The sequence below is a fragment of the Megasphaera sp. ASD88 genome, assembly GCF_002287425.1.
GTDB classification, from domain to species: domain Bacteria; phylum Bacillota; class Negativicutes; order Veillonellales; family Megasphaeraceae; genus Megasphaera; species Megasphaera stantonii.
This window is the reverse complement of the sequence record NZ_NQXW01000015.1, coordinates 32496-52169: the sequence shown is the minus strand read 5'-3', so window position 1 is coordinate 52169 and position 19674 is coordinate 32496. Positions and strand designations below refer to the sequence as shown.

The window sequence follows — 19674 nt, the reverse complement described above, 5'->3', positions numbered from 1 at the left end:
CGGGATGGTACGGCAGGGCTTTTCTGTATATGGGAGCGGAGTCGGACAGGCTGTCAGTCCTGGTCCGGCTGAGACGCTTGCAGGCAGTGTTCGAGCCATTCGAGGTAATGGCGGCATTCCGGTGCGATGGAAATGCCTTTTAAATGAATCCAGCCGACAGTCAGGGTATTGGCCGTGTGAAGCGGAATGGAGCAAATCCCGTCGCAGCAGATTCCCTGGGGCAGACGGCAGGACCCTAAGGCGTAGGCGTCAGTGTTTTTTATGATCGTAAACATCGTGTTCCTGTCGGTTACCTGAATTTCCTTTTCAGACCGTATATCGGGGAGCAGCTCTTCCGACAGGTAATTGTTCGTATTTTCCCTCTTCATCTTTACGTGGGGATACGAGACGAGGTCCTTCAGGGATACCGATGCGGACTGTGCCAGAGGATGGGTGGAACGGACGTACAGGCAGGGGGAGACCGTTTTCAGGCTGGTGAAGTCTAAATTGCGCTTCGTAAACACGGCGTGATTATAGGCCGTCGTGCGCGGCGACATGAGCAGGACGCCTATCTGGCTTTGCTGTTCTGCGACCTGGCGGATGACCTCTCCCGTGCGGCCTTCGCAGATCGACAGAGAGTAGGCGTCGCCGCTTAGCGTCTGGAGATAGCTGGTAAAGGAGTCGGCGGCGAAGATATCGTAGTGGGCGGCAATGGTCAGATGGGGCTTATCCTGCCTGCCGGCGCTGCGGTCGAAGTAGGTCTGCAGGCGGCTGGTCTGTTCGATAATCGAGCGGGCGAAGCGCAGGAAATCGAGGCCCTGGGCAGTGAAGGATACGCCGCGGTGATTGCGGTTCAAGATGGTAATATGGAACTCTTCTTCTAGTTCCTTGACGGCCATGCTCAGGCTGGGCTGGGAAATAGACAGGGATTGGGCCGCTGACGAGATGGAATTGTGTTTAGATAACTCGATTACATATTTGAGTTGCTGTAATGTCATACTATACCTCCTTGCTTTATATAGAGAAACTATGGAATTGGCAGTGACGAAGATATGGGCCGGCAAAAAACAGGTTTTTTTGGCTGTTAAAAGACAGAAAGGCGATGTTGCTGCTAACGCTCTAAAAAAATTTTTGCTGAAATTTGGGAGAAAAATCAGAAATATATAAATTTTTATTTATTTTTTAAATGTTTTCTTGATTTGAAAATAATTACCGATTAAATTTCATAAAACTGACAATAGAATAATGAAATAGCATACTATAAATGCAAATCATGCATATAAAGACCGAGCTTAATGTTTTATGGAAAATATCTTTTATTTCCGATAAATTTGTCGGCTTGATATAAGATAAAACTATGACCTAGAAATGCATTCTATATATTTTACAGCCTATGCAATCCATGTTATACTTTAGATAACAAATAAAACGTTTGAGTAGAAGATTATACTACTATTATAGCTTTAAATTTTACGGCAGGCAATATACGAGCCGGAATAGCTTATAGGAATTTCGTATATAAAGCGCAGCCGGAAATTTAAATATACAAATATGCGGTACTTGCTTGAAGAAATGCTTGCAACACGCATAACAATGTACTGTAAGGAGTTACGATGGGGGAAGCAGCTAATCGTGTGGGGACGATGGCTAGTATGTTTCAGTTAGCTCGAAAGAATGCGATCGGCTATCATTTTACTGCGGTTTCTGTATTCATTTAGGAGGTTATGCACAATGAACTCATCGGCAGCGCTTGCGCGGCAGGCAGGGATGACGGACGTAGAATGGAAAGCGGCCGTTAAGTTTGACAGCACGGACTGGGGCTGGGTTATTATGAGTATCGGCATGGCAATCGGCGCCGGTATCGTATTCCTTCCCGTACAGGTCGGTCTTGTTGGTATCTGGGTGTATCTGTTTTCGGCGATTATCGCATATCCGGCTATTTATCTCTTGCAGCGCTTATTTATCAACACGTTGGCCGATTCGCCGCGATGCGAAGATTATCCCAGCGTCATCAGCGGATATTTGGGGAAAAACTGGGGCTTCCTTCTCGGTATTCTCTATTTCCTCAGCATTTTGATCTGCGTGTTTATGTATTCGACGGCTCTGACGAATGACAGCGCGTCGTTCCTGTATTCCTTCGGCGTGACCGATACGCTGCTGTCGGACAGCCCCTTCTACGGCCTGGCTATCATCTGCGTCATGGTTGCCTTGGCGTCGCGGGGCGAACAGCTGCTGTTCCGCATGTCTACGCTCATGGTTTTGACCAAGCTCCTCGTCGTCATTTGCCTCGGAGGCATCATGGTTCAGCATTGGAATATCGCCAACATCGGCGTATTCCCCGACTTGGGATTTCTGATTAAGAATACCATCGCCATGCTGCCGGTTACGCTGACGTCGATTTTGTTCCTGCCCAGCATCAGCCCGATGGTTATTTCCTACCGTTCTCATCACAAGTCTATCTACGTAGCGCGGTATAAAGCGATGCGGGCTATGAAGATTGCCTTCAGCGTCCTGTTCATTACGATTTTCTCTTACGCCATGTCCTTCAACCTGGCCATGGGCCATGAACAGGCTGTAGAAGCCTACTCTCAGAATATTTCCGCTCTGGCTATCGTAGCCAGAGGGTTTGACGGCAGCGCCGTTAAGATTTTCAGCCTGATTTTGAACATCTTCTCCGTCATGACGGCCTTCTTCAGCGTATTCCTTGGCTTCCGCGAAGCCTGCGGCGGCATTGCCCTGAACATCCTGCGCCGCGTGATGCCGGAAGAACGGATTAACAAGTCGATGGTAAAAACGGGTATCCTCGTCTTTGCCGTAGCCGTTGCCTGGGGCGCTATCGTCCTCAACGCGCCGGTTCTCAAGCTGTTAACCCTTCTCGGACCTATCTTCGGCTTGATTGGCTGTCTGATTCCGGCCTACCTGGTGTACAAGGTCAATTCCCTGCACAAATATAAGGGCATTACGCTGGCCCTTATCATCTTCGCCGGCGTGCTCTTAGTCGTATCGCCTTTCCTGGCCTTCTTCTAATCGGATTACCTAAGCCATACATAGCTTTCAGCGCATCTCTCTTTGCATTCCCTCCAACGAAGAGAGATGCGTTTTTTTGCGCTATAATGTATTATCTTAATTACGTAAAACGATTGTTTTAAAATCTAAAGAGATAAATTCTTGACAGATTAGTTTTTTTGATATATCATACAAATCAACAAACGAACATAGCCCATGAAAACCAGTGAGGCGGAAGTAAAAACGATGTCGTGCACGTACAGAGAGCCGGGGTGCTGAGAAGCCGGCCGAACGCAGCTCGTTAAATGGACCGCTGAGGGCGCAGTCAAAGGCATTAGCCGAGTATTCTGCGACGTGGAGGCATACGTCAGTTGCCGGGAATGTGATGGCATTCCGTCGAGAGTAGGAGTCATATCCTAAAGCAAGGTGGCACCGCGGAGAAACTATATCCGTCCTTGACAAGTTGTAGACTTTGTCATGGGCGGATTTTTTTATAGGAGGAACCAGCGATGCTGTCATTAGAAGAAGTAAAGGCCTACGGCCCCCAGTATAAAACCGTGCCGGTCAGCCGGCGCATGTACGCTGATATCCGGACGCCTGTCGAGGTGATGCGGATTTTGAAAACCGTGAGCTCCCAGTGCTACTTGCTGGAGAGCATGGAGGACTCCAAGCGGTGGGGGCGGTACACGTTTTTAGGATATGATCCCCAGATGGAGCTGGCCTGCAAGGACGGGACGGTCCACATCCGGGCCGGCACGGATATAGAGGTTCAAACGGCAGACCCGGCGTCCTTCCTGCGGCAGGTGCTGGCGGACAACGCGGCGCCCCGCATCGACGGCCTTCCGCCCTTTACCGGCGGCCTTGTCGGATACGTCGCCTACGATTATATCCAGTACGCCGAGCCGTCGCTGCATCTGGAGGCTGACGACGATGAAGATATACTGGATTTCGACTTGTTTCTGTTCGATAAGGTCATCGTCTTCGACCATTTGAAGCAGACCATCTTCTTGATTGCCAACGTACGGCTTGACGGAGCGGACGAGCATTATCAAAAGGCGCTGCTGGAGCTGGAGCAGATGGAGCGGCTCATCCGCCGCGGCAAAGGGGCCGACATCGCTCCTCTGCGGCTGCAAAGCCCCTTCCAGCCCATGTTTTCCCGCGAGGAATACTGCCGCATGGTAGAGGCGGGAAAGCACTATATACGCGAAGGCGATATCTTCCAGGTCGTCTTATCCAATCGGATGGAGGCGGAAGCCGACGGCAGTCTCTTCGACGTATACCGCGTCCTGCGGACGACGAACCCGTCGCCGTACATGTTTTATTTGTCAGGAAAGGATCTGGAAATTGCCGGCTCTTCTCCGGAAACGCTGGTAAAGCTTCATAACGAATCGCTCTTTACTTTCCCCCTGGCGGGGACGCGCCCCAGAGGTGCGTCGGACGAAGAAGACGCGGCGCTGGAGCAGGAGCTCCTGCACAACGAAAAAGAATTGGCGGAGCATAACATGCTCGTCGATTTGGGGCGAAACGACTTGGGGCGCGTCAGCGAATTCGGCTCCGTCCACGTCGAGTCGTACTTAGACGTCCTGCGGTTTTCCCACGTCATGCACCTGGGGTCTACGGTAAAGGGGACGATTTGCAAAGATAAGACGGCCGTCGACGCCGTAGGAGCGGTCCTGCCGGCGGGGACGCTGTCGGGAGCTCCGAAGATCCGGGCTTGTCAGATTATCGACGAGCTGGAGGGAAAAAAGCGGGGCGTATACGGCGGCGCTATCGGGTATATTGATTTCACGGGAAACATGGATATGTGCATCGGCATCCGCCTGGCTTATAAGAAGGGGCGGCGCGTGTTCGTCCGTTCCGGGGCGGGCATCGTCGCCGACAGCGAGCCCGAACGGGAATATCAGGAATGCCTCAATAAAATTCAGGCCGTGGTCATGGCGATCCGGCAGGCCGACGGAGGGATAGACGATGATTGTGCTTATTGATAATTACGACAGCTTTTCCTACAATCTCTACCAGCTGCTGGGGCAGTTCGACCGCCGGATTACCGTCGTGCGGAACGACGAGACGACGGTCCAGGCCATCGAAGCCATGCATCCCGATCACCTGGTCATCTCACCGGGGCCGGGGCGGCCGGCCGAGGCGGGCATCTGTGAAGAAGCCATCCGGCATTTTGCCGGCAAGGTTCCCATTTTAGGCGTGTGCTTAGGCCATCAAGCCATTTGCGAAGCCTTCGGCGGGGAGATTACGTACGCCGAACGGCTCATGCACGGCAAGCAGTCTGTGGCGCATATCTGCAGCCCGTCGCCATTGTTCCGGGATGTGCCGCCGGCTATCGACGTCGGCCGCTACCATTCGCTGGCGGCGAAGAGGGGAACGCTGCCGGACGAATTGGAAATATTGGCTGAGACGGAAGAAAGGGAAATCATGGCCGTCGGCCATCGAAAGTATCCTATATACGGGCTGCAGTTTCATCCGGAGTCCATCTTGACGCCGGAAGGCCCGATAATGATTCGGAATTTTTTACAGCTATCGGCGTAGAAGATCTATGCGGAGGGGGATGTCATCATGATACGAGAAGCAACGGTAAAACTGATACAGAAAATAGATTTGACCATGGAAGAAACGATGGCCGTCATCAACGAGATTATGAGCGGCGAAACGACGCCGGTTCAGACGGCGGCCTTCTTGACGGCGCTGCAGTCCAAGGGGACGACGATCGATGAGATCACGGCCTGCGCCAAGGCGATGCGGGCCCATGCCCTGCCCGTAGACGGCTGCGACGGCGTATTGGAAATCGTCGGAACCGGCGGCGATAAGTCGGGATCGTTCAATATTTCTACGACGTCGGGTTTTGTCTGCGCCGCCGGCGGCTGCAAGGTGGCGAAGCACGGCAACCGGGCGGCTACGTCCAAGAGCGGCGCCGCCGACGTGCTGGAAGCACTGGGAGCGAATATCAGCATGGAACCGAAACGGTGCGCCGAGCTGCTCCGCAACGTAGGGTTCTGCTTCCTCTTTGCCCAGCACTATCACAAGGCCATGAAGTACGTCGGGCCGGTCCGCAAAGAACTGAGCGTTCCGACAGTGTTCAATATCCTGGGGCCCCTTACGAATCCGGCCCATGCAGATCATCAAATCCTCGGCGTGTACGACGAAAGCCTGGTAGAACCCCTGGCTCACGCCCTGCACGGTCTGGGCGTCAAAAAGGGAATGGCCGTGTACGGACTGGACCGGATGGATGAAATATCGGCGTCGGCGCCGACAAAAATCTGCGAATTCGACGGCGATACCTTTAAGACCTACGTCATCGAGCCGGAACAGTTCGGGCTGCAGCGCGGCGCGAAGTCGGATATCGTCGGCGGCACGCCGGCGGAAAACGCCGCGATTACCCGCAGCGTCTTGAGCGGGGAAAAAGGCACGCGGCGGACGGCCGTCGTCCTCAATGCCGGAGCCGGCTTGTACGTTGCCGGAAAGGCATCGACCTTTGAAGGCGGCGTTCGGCTGGCAGAAGAGCTCATCGACAGCGGCAAAGCGATCCAGACCTTGGATGCCTTTATTGCCCAGAGCCACATCGCTTAGGAGGACGTCATGATATTAGATACGATTGCTGCCGCCGTCGCCAGACGGCTGGCGGAAGATATACGGCAAATTTCGCGGGACGAGATGCGGCAGATGGCTCTGGCCACGCCGGCAGCAGAGGGCTTTCCCTTCGAGCAGGCCCTCAAAAGGCCGGGCATGTCGGCTATCTGCGAAGTCAAGAGGGCATCGCCGTCGAAAGGCGTCATTGCAGAGGAGTTTCCCTACGTGGACATCGCCAGGGAATACGAACAAGCCGGCGCGGCGGCCATATCCGTCCTGACGGAGCGGGATTATTTTCAGGGCAGCTGCCGGTATTTGCAGGAGATTTCCTCAGCCGTAAAGACACCGCTGCTGCGCAAGGATTTCATCATCGACGAATACCAGGTGGATGAAGCGCGGCGCAGCGGCGCCGCGGCTATACTTCTCATCTGCGCCCTGCTGGATGACGAACAGCTGGATAGGCTGTTTCGGCGGGCCGACTCGCTGGGATTGTCGGCCTTGGTGGAAGCGCACGACGAAGATGAAGTACGGCGGGCCGTCGCTGTCGGCGCGCGCATCATCGGCGTCAATAACCGCAACCTGAAGGACTTTTCCGTATCCCTGGATACGAGCTGCCGCCTGCGGCCTCTCGTTCCGAAGGACGTCCTCTTCGTAGCAGAGAGCGGCATACGCTGCCGCGCCGACATAGACCGCCTGCGCGAGGCCGGCGCCGACGCCGTTCTCATCGGCGAAACGCTCATGCGCAGCGCCGACAAAAAAGCGGCCCTGGCAGCGCTGACGGGAGAACGTCATGGTTAAGATTAAGCTATGCGGCCTGACGCGGCGCTGCGATATCGAGTGGGCTAATGAACTGCTGCCGGACTACGTCGGCTTTGTCTTCGCTGGCAGCCGCCGCCGCGTGACGGACGGGCAGGCGGCGCAGCTGCGGAAGATCCTGCGGGAGGACATACCGGCCGTAGGCGTATTCGTCGACGAGCCTATAGACCACGTTGCGGCGCTGGTACGGCAGGGTGTCATCCAGATGGTGCAGCTCCACGGCACAGAGGACGAAGGTTTTATCCGGGAGCTGCGCCGGGCCGTATCGGTTCCGGTCATACAAGCCTTTTCCGTCCGCTCGCCTGAGGATATACAGGACGCAGGCAAGAGTTCGGCAGATTTCATCCTGCTGGACCATGGAGCCGGCGGCACGGGACAGGCCTTCGACTGGTCGCTGGCTGCGGCGCTGGACCGGCCGTATTTTCTGGCCGGCGGGCTGCACCCGGGCAACGCCGCCGTGGCGGCTGAGCTTCGCCCCTATGCCGTAGACGTGAGCAGCGGCATAGAAACGGAAGGCGTAAAAGACAGACAGAAGATGATAGAATTCGTAAGGCGAATAAGACATACTTTTTAGGAGGTACATCATGAGCAATGGAAGATTCGGACTCTTTGGAGGACAGTACATACCGGAAACGCTGATGAACGAGATTCATCGGTTGGAAAAGGCCTACGCCTTTTATAAGCAGGACGAGGAGTTTCAGCGGGAATTAAAGGACCTGCTGGATAATTACGCCAACAGGCCGTCGCTACTGTACTACGCCGGCAAGATGACGGAAGACTTGGGCGGCGCAAAAATTTATTTGAAACGGGAAGACCTGAATCATACGGGAGCCCATAAGATCAACAACGCCCTGGGCCAGTGCCTGCTGGCGAAAAAGATGGGCAAGACGCGGGTTATTGCCGAAACGGGGGCCGGCCAGCACGGCGTGGCGACGGCGACGGCCGCGGCCTTTATGGGCTTGGAATGCGAAGTCTTTATGGGTGAAGAAGACACGATACGGCAGGCCCTGAACGTATACCGCATGGAGCTGCTGGGCGCGAAGGTCCACGCCGTCACCACGGGAACGAGAGTCCTCAAGGATGCGGTCAACGAAGCGATGCGCGAATGGGTCAGCCGCGTAGACGACACGCATTACGTCATCGGTTCGACCATGGGCCCCATCCCTTCCCGATGATGGTCCGCGACTTCCAGTCCGTCATCAGCCAGGAAGCGCGGGCGCAGATTTTGGAACGGGAAGGAAAGCTCCCGGCGGCCGTGCTGGCCTGTGTCGGCGGCGGCAGCAATGCCATGGGCATGTTTTACCATTTCATCGGCGACGAATCGGTACGGCTCATCGGCTGCGAAGCTGCCGGCAAGGGCATCGACACGAAATTCCACGCCGCGACGATTTCCAAAGGCAGCGTCGGTATCTTCCACGGCATGAAATCGATTTTCTGCCAGAATGACCAGGGGCAGATCGACGAAGTATATTCCATTTCTGCCGGCCTCGACTATCCGGGTATCGGGCCGGAGCACGCCCATCTGTACGAAAGCGGCCGGGCCCAGTACGTTCCCGTAAAGGACGACGAAGCCGTCGAAGCCTTTGAATATTTGGCCCGAACGGAAGGCATCATCTGCGCTATTGAAAGCGCCCACGCCGTGTACCACGCGATGCAGCTGGCGCCGAAGATGAACAAGGACGACGTGATGATCGTCTGCTTATCGGGCCGCGGCGATAAGGACGTAGCGGCGATTGCCAGATATAAAGGGAGGGACATCCATGAGTAAGATTAAAAACGCATTTAAAGACGGCAAGGCTTTTATTGGATTTTTGACGGCAGGAGACCCGTCGATAGAAAAGAGCTGTGAATATATCCTGACGATGGAACGGGCCGGCGCTGATTTGGTGGAAATCGGCATTCCTTTTTCCGATCCCATCGCCGAAGGCGTCGTCATCCAGGAAGCCAACATCCGGGCCCTGTCGGTTAACACGCGGCTGGAAGACGTGTTCCGCCTCGTCGAAATGGTACGGCAGCAGTCTCAGGTTCCGCTGGTATTTTTGACCTATGCCAATCCGATTTTCAATTACGGAAAGGATGCATTCTTTGCAAAATGCGCTGAAACGGGCGTCGACGGCGTCATCGTTCCCGACGTGCCATTTGAGGAACGGGGCGAATTTGCCGGCGAGGCGGCGCGGTACGGCGTCGACATCATCGCCATGATCGCGCCGACGTCGAAGGAGCGGATCAAGGAAATCGCCGCCGTCGGCCAGGGCTTTTTGTACATCGTGTCGTCCCTGGGCGTTACGGGGACGCGCAGCGAGATTACTACGGACTTGAAGGAAATCGTCGACGTGGCGAAAAGCGTGACCGACGTGCCCTGCGCAGTCGGCTTCGGCATCAATACGACCGAGCAGGCCGAACAGATCGCCGCCGTCGCCGACGGCGTCATCGTCGGCAGCGCCATCGTCAAGATTATCGGCAAGTACGGAACGGAAGCGGGCCCCCATATTTACGAATACGTCAAGGCCATGAAGGCCGCGGCGAGCCGAAGCGTATAAAGGACAATCCCCTCAGCCTGTTGGCCGAGGGGATTGCTTTACCCATGATAAAGACCCGGTATACACGCGACATATGCGTACCGGGCCTTATGGTATAGGATTCATATTCATATGGTTTTTGGTTCTGGTATCTTTAACCTCGCTAAATACATACATTCGTCTCAAACTGTGGACTATCCTGATTTGCAAATCTGCAAGTATTCGAAAAGCTCGAAGAACTAAAATCCGACAAGTTAGTACTAACGAACATTGGCGAATCATCAAGCGAAATAAGTGGACATTATTTAGTTTTTAATAATCAACGCGATGAAAACGAGGTTTTCGCCGCCCTTGTTTTCGATGCTGTGACCCATTCCGTCCGACGTATAAGTGACATCTCCTGCTTTGACGGTTCGGACTGTGCCGTTGTCGTCGTACTCGCCTTCACCGGAAAGGATATAATAAGCCTCTGCGTTGCCATGATGAACATGATAGCCTAAGGAACATCCAGGTTCCAGAGTGACTCTCGCGAACATGTCATTCTTGCCCAGCAATTGTTCCGCCGACAATAGGTGCTCTTTTACAAGATGCCCTTTGCCTCCAGACGCATGTTCAATAATCTCTGTGTTCACTGGACTCACCCCTTTCTAATGCTTCCGCATTTCTTACCTATATTATAGCATGGTATTTTTAATTTGTCATGAGGAAAAGTTAAAATTATTATACTTTTTTATCAATACATAAGATATCTTAACGGCGGCTCATAGGGACTGTACAGGAAGGGCCGGCGGGTATGCTATAATGAAGCCATGAGACTTTGATACAGGAGGCGGAGCAGATGACGAAGAGGGAAGAAAAGAAACGGCTGAGACGGCTGCTGCTGGAACGGGTGCAAACCTTGCTGCCGGCATACTGCCGGAAGGCTGACGAGGCCATATACCGCCATGTAGTATCCTTGCCGGCCTATCAGGCGGCCCGTACGGTATGCGCCTATGTCGGCATGGCCCATGAAATCGATACGAAGCCCCTGATTAAACGCATGCTGGCCGACGGAAAACGGGTCGGCGTCCCCTTGTGCGTCGGCAAAGGCGTCATGGAGATGCGGGAAATCGGCGGGCTGGACGAGCTGCAGGCCGGAACCTGGGGCATACTGGAGCCGTCTCCGAATGCGCCGCTGCTGCAGCCCGATGAGATCGACCTGGGCTTGATTCCCTGCGTCAGCGGCAACGAAGCAGGGCAGCGCCTGGGCTATGGCGGCGGATTTTACGACGCTTACTTGGCGAAGGCGCCCTTCCTGCGGGTACTGCTGTGCCGCAACGCTATGATGACTGCGCCGATTCCCATGGAGCCCTACGACGCCGCGATGGACGTCGTCGTTTCCGAAGACGGGGCCGTGCATTGCCGCAGCCGTAAAAAGTTTGAAGAAGTTTTCCGTTAAAACGTTTTAGTATTTGACCAAATCCGTTGAATTTAAAAACATCTATTGTATTTGCCGTAAAAATATTTTATCATAAAACCATTACATTATTATTTACAGCACTTATGCAGAAAGAGGGATACATATGGAGTTAAAGAAACGAGTTGTCGGCGTCGTCGGCTTAGGCCACGTAGGCGCTCATGTCGCCTTTGTTTTGGGCGTGATGGGCATTGCCGATGAAGTAAAAATCTGCGACTGCAACGCCCAGAAGGCTGAAAGCGAACGGCAGGATTTAATGGACGCCGTCATGTTCATGCCGCACCGCGTCACGTATACGATAGCGGATTACGCTGATTTGAAGGACTGCGACGTTATCGTCAACGCTGTCGGCGACATCAACTTGTGCGCTACGGGCAACCGCGACGACGAAATGGAATTTACCGTGGCCCAGGTAGCCGACTACGTCCCCAAGGTCATGGCCGGCGGCTTTGACGGCATTTTCGTCAACATTACGAATCCCTGCGACGTCATTACCGACTTAATCGCCAAGAAGAGCGGCTTGCCGAAGGGCCGCGTATTGGGCACCGGCACGGGATTGGATTCGTCCCGCCTCATCAGCGCCATCGTACAGCAGACGGGCCTGGAACACCACTCCTTCACGGCCTACATGATGGGCGAACACGGCAACGCCCAGATGGTCCCCTGGTCTATCGTCAACTTCCGCGGCAAACCGCTGGCCGACTATGGCGACGATCCCCGCTTTGCCTTTGACCGGGAAGACATGAAAAAACGGGCTATCGGCGGCGGCTGGGTAACCTATAAGGGCAAGCACTGCACGGAATACGGCATCTGCTCGACGGCTGCGTCCATCGTCAAGGCGATTCTCCACGATGAAAAGAAAATCATGGCTGCCAGCGTCCCCTTGGACGGCGAATACGGCGAAACGGGCATTTTCTGCGGCGTGCCTGCCGTCATCGGCATCCATGGCGTCGAACAGGTCATGGAATACAACCTGCCGGAAGACGAACTGCAGGAATTCAAGCGCTGCTGCCAGACGATCCGCAACAACATCGCCAAAGCCGCAGCTTTGCTGAAATAAGAATCTCCTGTGCATCGATGATGCACGGCATATAAAAAACGGGATGAAACCGGTATGGTACCGGGATCATCCCGTTTTTACATTGCTGCATCGCGTGAGGCGCAGCGTTTTCAGTTCTTACGCGTCGATTACCTTGCCCGGATTGAGGATAAGGTTGGGGTCCATGGCCCGCTTGATAGTCTTCATGATCTTCAGCTCGCCCTGGGGCGTAAATTGTTCCATATATTTCAGCTTTTTCGCGCCGATGCCATGCTCGCCGGCCAATCTGCCGCCGACGCTGTAGGCGTAGGCGTAGACCTGCTGATGGAATTCTTCGACGTTTTTATTCCATTCTTCGTCGCTCATGTCCATCTTGCAGAGAACGATGTGCAGGTTGCCGTCGCCGATGTGGGCGTTGATCTTAACCTGGAAGGGATAATTTTCGCCGATTTCCATGATCTTTTCGATGGTCGAAGCGATCTTATGGACGGGAACGACGACGTCGTCGGTGAGGAAGACCTTGCTGATCATTTCGCACGACGTCTGGACGTTGCGGCGCATGTTCCAGATGCGGTCGTCGGCTTCCAGTACTTCTACGGCTCCCGATTCTTCGCAAATCGTGCAGACCGTATCCATCTTGGCGTCTAATTCGTCTTCACGGAACGTTTCGACGGTAATGATGACGTAGATGCCGTCTTCGTAATGGGGCATGTCGGAATACTGGCAGTAGTCGGCCGTATCGCGGACGTAGGAGTTGTCCATGTATTCGACGCTCGTCGGGTCGACGCCGGCTTTCAGCAGCTTCGGCACCATGTACAGGGCCTTTTTCGGATCTGTGTAGATGGCCAGGACGTCGATGCGGTACGGCGGCAAGGGAATGAGCTTGACCGTGACCTTGGTGATGATGCCCAGGGTGCCTTCGCTGCCGATGATGAGCTGTTCCAGGTCGTAGCCGGTAGAGCATTTTTTCAGGATGCGGCCGCATTCGACGATGTCCCCTGTCGGCGTGACGATTTCCAGGGAGTAGACCTGGTCGCGCGTGACGCCGTAGCGGACGGCGCGGAGGCCGCCGGCGTTGGTGGCCAGGTTGCCGCCGATGAGGCAGCTTTCGGCGCTTGACGGGTCGCCGGCGTAGAGCAGGCCGACTTTTTTAGCTTCATTCTGCATGTCAATCGTGCGGACGCCGGCTTCGACGGTCATGTACATGCCTTCTTCGTTCAGCTCGATGATTTTATTAAGCCGTTCCATAGACAGGACGAGGCCGCCGCAGACCGGGATGGCTCCGGCTGCCAGGCTGGTGCCGCCGCCGCGGACGGTAATCGGGAAGTCGTATTCGTTGGCCAGCTTTACGATCTGAGAGATTTCTTCGGCATTTGCCGGAAGGACTGCTGCTTCAGGGACGCGGAACATGGCCGGATTCGTTTCATAATCCGTCTGATACTGCAGGAGAATGTCCCGGTCGGTCTTGACGTATGACGGGCCCGTAATGGCCTTGAGTTTATCAATGATTTCAGATGTTATCGGTTGATATGTTTTCAAAAAAATTCCCCCTTTATGTCGCTGTTATTATTCTACCACGACGAGGGGGATTAGAAAACTAGAATTTCAAGTCGATGATGGCCGATACGCCGATGCCCTGAACGCGGCTGAGGTGGGTAATATCGACGGATTCGAGAGGGATGAGAGCCTTGGCCCGGGCAATATCGTTGAAGCTGCCTTCAAGCTGGCCGACGGCCTTGACCTTATCGACCTGTGCCGTCGGGCCGACGACCTGGACGGCTCCGATGTATTTGCCCGTGCCGATGCTGAGGACGGGGACGACCTTCGTCGCGTAGTCGGTGCCGACGCCGTTTTTCATGAGCAGCTTGTTGAGGAAATCGTTGATTTGGCCGCCGAATTTATCGACGAGGACCGTCACGCCGCCGACCTTCAAAATCGAGCCGAGGCTGAAGGCCTGGGTGACGGCCGTGCCGCCGGCGGCCAGCAGCGATACGGTGAGCATGGCGGCGATTACTTGTTTTTTCATAAGGCAAAACCTCCTTGCAGGTATGTTATATGATAGATTTAATATGTCTATTATACGCGAAGACGGCCTGTTCGGCTATTTCTTTTTTCCGCGGGCCAGGGAGGCGAAGACTGAAAACAGGCAGAGGACGGCGAACAGCGTGTAGGACTGGCGCAGGGCGGCGCGCACGGCGTCGGCGTATATGGCCGTCGCCGCCGTGTACTGCGACAGAATCAGCGTGACGACGGCCATGCTGGATGCCTGTCCGAGATTTCTGGCCAGGGCCAGCATGCTGGACGCTACGCCGTGATAGGCCGGCTTGACGGAGCTCATGATGGCGCTGTTGTTCGGCGCGCCGAATAAGGCAGACCCCGTCCCGATGAGGACGAGAAAGGCGGCGACCGCGGCGACGGATGCGTCGGGACAGACGGCGAAGCAGGCCAGTCCCAGCGTCGTCAGGGCCAGGCCGGCCGTCGCGATCGGCATGGGGCCGTAGGCGTCGGACAAGGCGCCGGCTTTCGGCGACAGCAGGGCCATGATGATGGGCTGGACGAGGAGTATCAGGCCCGAGACGGCCGGCGATAAGCCGGTCAGCACCTGAAGGTAGAGAGACAGCAGAAAGGACATGGCGTACGTCGCGCTGTATTGAATGAAGGCTGCCAGATTGGACATGGAAAAGGAGACGCTGCGGAAAATATACAGCGGCAGCAGGGGATGATAAGAACGGCTTTCGTGAAGGATAAAGGCCAGCAGCAGGAACAAGCCGGCCCATAAGGGGAGGTTCGTTTCGGCATAGGACGATATTCCCCAGAGAAAGAGCACGATGCCGGCAATGGATAAGGCCGAGCTCACGGCGTTGACGAAGGGAGCGCCGCTGGCGTACCATTCCTGACGCACCGGGCGGATGAACAGATAGGCTGCGGAAGCCATGGCGGCTGACAGGAGAAATATAGAGCGCCAGCCTGCGTATTCCGTCAGCAGGCCGCCTGCGACCGGTCCCAGGGACAGGCCCAGGTAGGTCAGGCCGACGCAGATTCCGAGAATGCGGCCCTGGCAATCCTCGTCTGTAGTTGCCAGCAGCAGGGGCATATAGGATACGTATACGGCTGACAAGGCGATGCCCTGCAAGGCCCGTATTGCGACGAGAACCGGCAGCGTCGCTGCCAGAGCAGCGGCAGCCGTCGTAAAGGCGAAGGCCAAGAGCGCCGCGGCATATGTTTTTCTGCGGCCGTAGATATCGGATACCTTTCCCATCGGCAGCAGGCAGGCCGCCGTGGGAATTAGGAAGGCCGTGACGACCCAGCTCAGCTTATCCGGCGTCAGGCCGAATTCATGGGACATGACGGGAATAGCGATGTTAACGGCTGTCGATAAAAACGAGCCGGCAAAGCTGATGATGCAGACGGAGTAAAAGATATGTTTTTCCATAGTCATAGAGGCTCACCTCGCGAATGTGTTTCCCTTATCTGTATTATAGCAAAAAAGCCCCGACGGGAGCAGTCGTTTGTTTCAGGGCGCCATAGAGCGGACTTCATGTTTGTAAAATTTGCGGCCAGCCGTTACAATGATAGAAAAGGATGAAAGGAAACGACCAGGTGCGATGGATAAAGAACATATATATTTTGAAAATTATGCCGATACGTGGGACCGGGACCGCAAGGAAAATCCGGCAAAGCTGCAGTTTCTGCTGAAGCTGGCAAAGATACGGGCCGGCGCGTCGGTGCTGGACGCAGGCTGCGGCACCGGCGTGCTGCTGCCCTATATAAGTCGGGCCGTCGGCAAAGGGGGAACGGTGACGGGCCTCGATTATTCCCGGCAAATGCTGGATAAGGCGAGGAAAAAATTTTCCGATTTGCCGGGTCTCTCGCTGGTAGAGGGCGACGTGCTGAAATACGACCTGCCGGAGCAGGCCTACGACGCCGTCGTCTGCCTGAATTTTTATCCTCATATCAGCAGCCGCAGCCGGGACTTTGTCAAAAAGATGCGGCGGTCCTTAAAGGACGGAGGCTCCCTGATCGTCATGCACGATATGGGACGGCAGCAGGTAAACCGCATTCACGATGACCGGGCAGACCGCCGGCTGCTGCCGCCTGCGGACATGCTGGCGGCAGATCTTGTCGGCGGGGGATTTACTCTTTCGGCTGCCGTCGACTGGGACGATCTGTATTTTGTCAGCGTGACGAAGGCCGACGAATTGTCTTACGATCCCTACGGCCGCGGCGGTGCCTCGGCTCCGGCAGGCAGTTCGCACCGCAGCCATACGCAGAAGAAGGCCGTCGTCAACCGCCTGGCCCGGGTCGAAGGCCACTTGGAGGCGATCAAGCGGATGGTAGAAGACGAGCGCGACTGCAGCGACGTGCTGGTCCAGCTGGCCGCCGTCGACTCGGCCGTCGTCAGCGTCAGCAAGGTCATCTTAAAGGACCACATCGACCACTGCCTGGCCGACGCCGTGCGGGGAAACGATTTGGAATCTGTGGAAAAGCTCAAGAAGGCCATCAGTATTTTTGTGAAATAGGGCCCTTTGCTATGCGCCGCCGTTTCCTGTATGGTATAATGAATTTATATGTACGAGCGTATATCGTAAAGGATGTGATACCATGCAATTTCGCGTGTTAGTGGGAGATATAACGAAATGGCCGGCCGACGCCATCGTCAATTCGGCCAGCTCCAGCCTGCTGGGCTTGAGCGGCGCCGTCGACAGGGCCGTCCATAAGGCCGGCGGCATTTCGCTGACAGCGGCGTGCCGGTCCCTGAAAGGCTGCCGCACAGGCGACGCTAAGATAACCTTCGGCTACAAGCTGCCTGCGAAATATGTGATTCATGCCGTAGGGCCTATCTGGGTCGGCGGCAAGCGCGGCGAAGAAGAAGAGCTGCTGTCCTGCTACCGGAAGAGCCTGAGCCTGGCCGAAGAGAAGGGAGTTCGCCATTTGGCCTTTACTTCGGTCAGCACGGAAGATAAGCGCTATCCCCGACAGCGCGCCGCCTCTGCCGTCGTGCCGCTGCTCATGGAAGAGGGCGGAAGAATGGAGCGCATCGATTTGGTCTGCGCCGATGCGGAGATGCAGGCTGTGTATACGCGAGCGGCCGTCCTCTTTTGGCTGCGCCACCTCAACGATGCTCATAAGGACGAATTGGCCGACATGATAGAAGAAGCGATGATTTCCCTGGTCATGCTGCAGGTGGAAACGGATAAGCCCGACCCCATCGCCTTCGCTGAGCAGGTGAGGTCTATGAAGCGGGTGCTGCGCCCCTTCCTGGATATGAGCCAGCCCCGCGGCATCGTCGATATTGAAAAGGCCGCCGATACGGTGATGCAGTCGTACCAGGAGCAGCCGGAAATCAAGAGCAGCTCCGGCCTGGAATCGCTGCTGCAGTCGTATTATTGAGCGGCGCGGAAACACTATAGGATAAGAGAGGATACATCATGGCAGTTGAAGAACATCAGCAGAAAGACAGGACGCACCGCGCCGAGCTGCAGCTTACGTGCCCGGCCTGCGGAGGCGTCGGCGCGTTTTCCACATGGGACTGCATCGACGGCGGGGAAAACGCCGAGCTGCGCCGGCGCGTGCTTCACGATGAAGGATTATTTTTTTATCAATGCCCCCATTGCCATAGCCAGATACATGTAGAAAGCCCCTGCTTGTATGTCGACAAGCACAAGAAATTTATGGTATGGCATATACCGGATCCGAAAACGCCCGTTACGTCGGAAGAGGTGCGCTCCTTTTTAGGCGGCGATTCGTTCGCGGACTACCGCTGCCGGGCGGCGCTGACCTGGGGCGAATGGCGGGAAAAAATCATCGAAATAGAGAGCGGATATGACGACAGGCTGTATGAAATCATCAAATACGGCGCGTACCAGCTCGTCAAGGAAGCAGACCGGGAAAAGCTGCCTCTGGAGGCGTATCATATCGATTTGACTGAAGGCGGCGGCAGGGCGGACGTGTCCCTCGTGTTCCTGGAAAAGGACCGCAAGGGCATGGGATACGTATACGATATTACGCCGAAGGCGAAAGAAGTGACGGCGGATATTTTCCTGCCCTTATTGGAGCGGATTCCCGCTATGAACGAAATGGGGCGCTTCGACCGCTTCAGCTACTCCTGGGCCCAGCAATTTATGGCCCAGGTTTTAAAAGCCGCGTCGTCGGGACAGGAGGCGTATAGCCAGCTCCTCGGATTTTGGGTGCAGACCCTCGGCAAGGAGCTGTTCCATGCGGAGATACGGCCGGCTGAATAAGGATACGATTCGCATAAGAGACACGTGTTTTCGGCGGAAACCCTGCCGGAGGCACGTGTTTTTTATTTTCGGCCCGGAAAATTGACATATGATTTAATAAAAAATATAATAAGCATTATATTTAGAAACTGCCAGCAGGCAGCAGAATATGTATTTAGATAAGGAAGTGGATGCAGCATGTTTTGTAAATGGCGGCGCATCATGGCAGTCGGCCTGTGCGCCTTGTTTTTAGCAGTCTGCTCCGGCGTAAGCGGGAGCGCGGCTCAGGCAGCGGTACCGTCGACAGGCGCGGAAGCGGCCTGCATGATCGATGCCGATACGGGAAAAATATTGTATCAGGTCAATCCGACAAAGTGGATGCACCCGGCAAGCACTACGAAAATCGTGACGCTCATCACGGCGTTGGACCAGAAAGAAGACGAGCTGGACCAGCCGCTGAAAATTTCCAGCTACGCGGCGAATACGGAGCCCTCTTCACTGGGCATTGCGCCGGGGGATAAGCTGAGCGTGCGGGAAGCGCTGCGCGGCATGATGGTCGTATCGGGGAACGACGCTGCCGTCGCCGTAGCGGAAACGCTGGGCGGGTCCGTAGCCGGGTACGCCGACATGATGAATGCGGAAGCTGTGAAAATGGGGGCAAAGCACACGCATTTCGTCAATCCTCACGGCCTGACGGCGGCGAAGCACTACACGACGGCCGTCGATATGGCAAAGATGGCGGCCTACGGCATGAAGAAATTCCCGGAATTCCGCCGTATCGTAAGCCTTACGTCGTACGACGTGCAGTATCTGGACGGCCGGACGCCGAAGCACGTCACGACGACGAACCGCTTTTTGACCAGCGGGTATAAGGGCGCCGACGGCATCAAGACGGGCTTTACCAATGCGGCCGGCGACTGCCTGGTCGCATCGGCGACGCGGAACGGCCGCACGCTCCTCGTCGTCCTGTTCAACGACGACAACCGCTGGGAAGATGCGCCGGCTATCCTCGATTACGGGTTCCGGCGTCTTCAGACAGGCAAATAAGTCTTTCTATTC

18 protein-coding genes and 1 pseudogene are annotated in these 19674 nt (G+C 55.4%); 14 read left to right on the top strand and 5 right to left on the bottom strand.

The genetic code is table 11. The features are described from left to right. Positions 1–53 precede the first annotated feature (53 nt). On the bottom strand, positions 54–977 hold the full coding sequence (locus CJ260_RS08610) for a LysR family transcriptional regulator (protein ID WP_087478203.1): 924 nt from the start codon (positions 975–977) through the stop codon (positions 54–56). Between the two features lie 733 nt (positions 978–1710). On the opposite strand from CJ260_RS08610, the gene CJ260_RS08605 reads away from it, so the two are divergent. From CJ260_RS08605 to trpA, 8 genes and pseudogenes are all read left to right on the top strand, one after another. Then, the gene (locus tag CJ260_RS08605; protein WP_233127935.1) at positions 1711–3006 is read left to right on the top strand and encodes an amino acid permease; all 1296 of its coding nucleotides are present in this window, start codon (positions 1711–1713) and stop codon (positions 3004–3006) included. A 488-nt stretch (positions 3007–3494) separates the two neighbouring features. Then, positions 3495–4970, top strand: coding sequence for an anthranilate synthase component I (trpE, locus tag CJ260_RS08600; RefSeq protein ID WP_095629906.1), 1476 nt, complete (start codon positions 3495–3497; stop codon positions 4968–4970). Beyond that, on the top strand, positions 4954–5526 hold the full coding sequence (locus CJ260_RS08595; RefSeq protein WP_095629905.1) for an aminodeoxychorismate/anthranilate synthase component II: 573 nt from the start codon (positions 4954–4956) through the stop codon (positions 5524–5526). The genes trpE and CJ260_RS08595 overlap by 17 nt, the downstream gene beginning before the upstream one ends. 27 nt (positions 5527–5553) lie before the next feature. After that, the gene (gene trpD / locus CJ260_RS08590; protein WP_095629904.1) at positions 5554–6564 is read left to right on the top strand and encodes an anthranilate phosphoribosyltransferase; all 1011 of its coding nucleotides are present in this window, start codon (positions 5554–5556) and stop codon (positions 6562–6564) included. A 9-nt stretch (positions 6565–6573) separates the two neighbouring features. Further along, on the top strand, positions 6574–7362 hold the full coding sequence (gene trpC, locus CJ260_RS08585; RefSeq protein ID WP_095629903.1) for an indole-3-glycerol phosphate synthase TrpC: 789 nt from the start codon (positions 6574–6576) through the stop codon (positions 7360–7362). Beyond that, positions 7355–7954, top strand: a complete 600-nt coding sequence (locus tag CJ260_RS08580) for a phosphoribosylanthranilate isomerase (RefSeq protein ID WP_095629902.1) — start codon at positions 7355–7357, stop codon at positions 7952–7954. The genes trpC and CJ260_RS08580 overlap by 8 nt, the downstream gene beginning before the upstream one ends. A gap of 10 nt (positions 7955–7964) precedes the next feature. Continuing rightward, positions 7965–9148: pseudogene (gene trpB / locus CJ260_RS08575) on the top strand (tryptophan synthase subunit beta). After that, a complete protein-coding gene (gene trpA / locus CJ260_RS08570; RefSeq protein ID WP_095629901.1) occupies positions 9141–9920 on the top strand; it encodes a tryptophan synthase subunit alpha in 780 nt (259 codons plus the stop codon). The pseudogene trpB and the gene trpA overlap by 8 nt, the downstream one beginning before the upstream one ends. Before the next feature lie 284 nt (positions 9921–10204). Here trpA and CJ260_RS08565 read toward each other — a convergent pair whose 3' ends face one another. Next, positions 10205–10531, bottom strand: a complete 327-nt coding sequence (locus CJ260_RS08565; protein WP_087478211.1) for a cupin domain-containing protein — start codon at positions 10529–10531, stop codon at positions 10205–10207. Positions 10532–10737: 206 nt separating this feature from the next. Here CJ260_RS08565 and CJ260_RS08560 point away from each other — a divergent pair, with 206 nt between their 5' ends. Together CJ260_RS08560 and CJ260_RS08555 are read left to right on the top strand one after the other, a co-directional pair. Then, positions 10738–11337, top strand: a complete 600-nt coding sequence (locus CJ260_RS08560; protein WP_095629900.1) for a 5-formyltetrahydrofolate cyclo-ligase — start codon at positions 10738–10740, stop codon at positions 11335–11337. 124 nt (positions 11338–11461) lie between these two features. Further along, entirely contained in the window at positions 11462–12415 is a 954-nt protein-coding gene (locus CJ260_RS08555) for an L-lactate dehydrogenase (protein WP_095629899.1), read from the top strand. Between the two features lie 117 nt (positions 12416–12532). Here CJ260_RS08555 and CJ260_RS08550 read toward each other — a convergent pair whose 3' ends face one another. The 3 genes from CJ260_RS08550 to CJ260_RS08540 form a co-directional block, all read right to left on the bottom strand. Beyond that, complete coding sequence (locus tag CJ260_RS08550) at positions 12533–13933, bottom strand: FAD-binding oxidoreductase (protein WP_095629898.1); 1401 nt, start codon at positions 13931–13933, stop codon at positions 12533–12535. A 58-nt stretch (positions 13934–13991) separates the two neighbouring features. Continuing rightward, complete coding sequence (locus CJ260_RS08545) at positions 13992–14420, bottom strand: hypothetical protein (protein WP_095629897.1); 429 nt, start codon at positions 14418–14420, stop codon at positions 13992–13994. Positions 14421–14495: 75 nt separating this feature from the next. Beyond that, the gene (locus CJ260_RS08540; protein ID WP_095629896.1) at positions 14496–15833 is read right to left on the bottom strand and encodes an MFS transporter; all 1338 of its coding nucleotides are present in this window, start codon (positions 15831–15833) and stop codon (positions 14496–14498) included. Between the two features lie 166 nt (positions 15834–15999). Here CJ260_RS08540 and CJ260_RS08535 point away from each other — a divergent pair, with 166 nt between their 5' ends. The 4 genes from CJ260_RS08535 to CJ260_RS08520 all read left to right on the top strand — a co-directional run bounded on the left by CJ260_RS08535 (position 16000) and on the right by CJ260_RS08520 (position 19662). Then, positions 16000–16914, top strand: a complete 915-nt coding sequence (locus CJ260_RS08535; protein WP_095629895.1) for a metal-sensing transcriptional repressor — start codon at positions 16000–16002, stop codon at positions 16912–16914. A gap of 82 nt (positions 16915–16996) precedes the next feature. Then, the gene (locus tag CJ260_RS08530) at positions 16997–17785 is read left to right on the top strand and encodes a macro domain-containing protein (protein WP_095629894.1); all 789 of its coding nucleotides are present in this window, start codon (positions 16997–16999) and stop codon (positions 17783–17785) included. A gap of 38 nt (positions 17786–17823) precedes the next feature. Continuing rightward, on the top strand, positions 17824–18636 hold the full coding sequence (locus CJ260_RS08525) for a CpXC domain-containing protein (protein ID WP_095629893.1): 813 nt from the start codon (positions 17824–17826) through the stop codon (positions 18634–18636). Between the two features lie 177 nt (positions 18637–18813). Next, positions 18814–19662, top strand: a complete 849-nt coding sequence (locus CJ260_RS08520) for a D-alanyl-D-alanine carboxypeptidase family protein (RefSeq protein ID WP_233127934.1) — start codon at positions 18814–18816, stop codon at positions 19660–19662. The last annotated feature ends 12 nt before the right edge of the window (positions 19663–19674 follow it).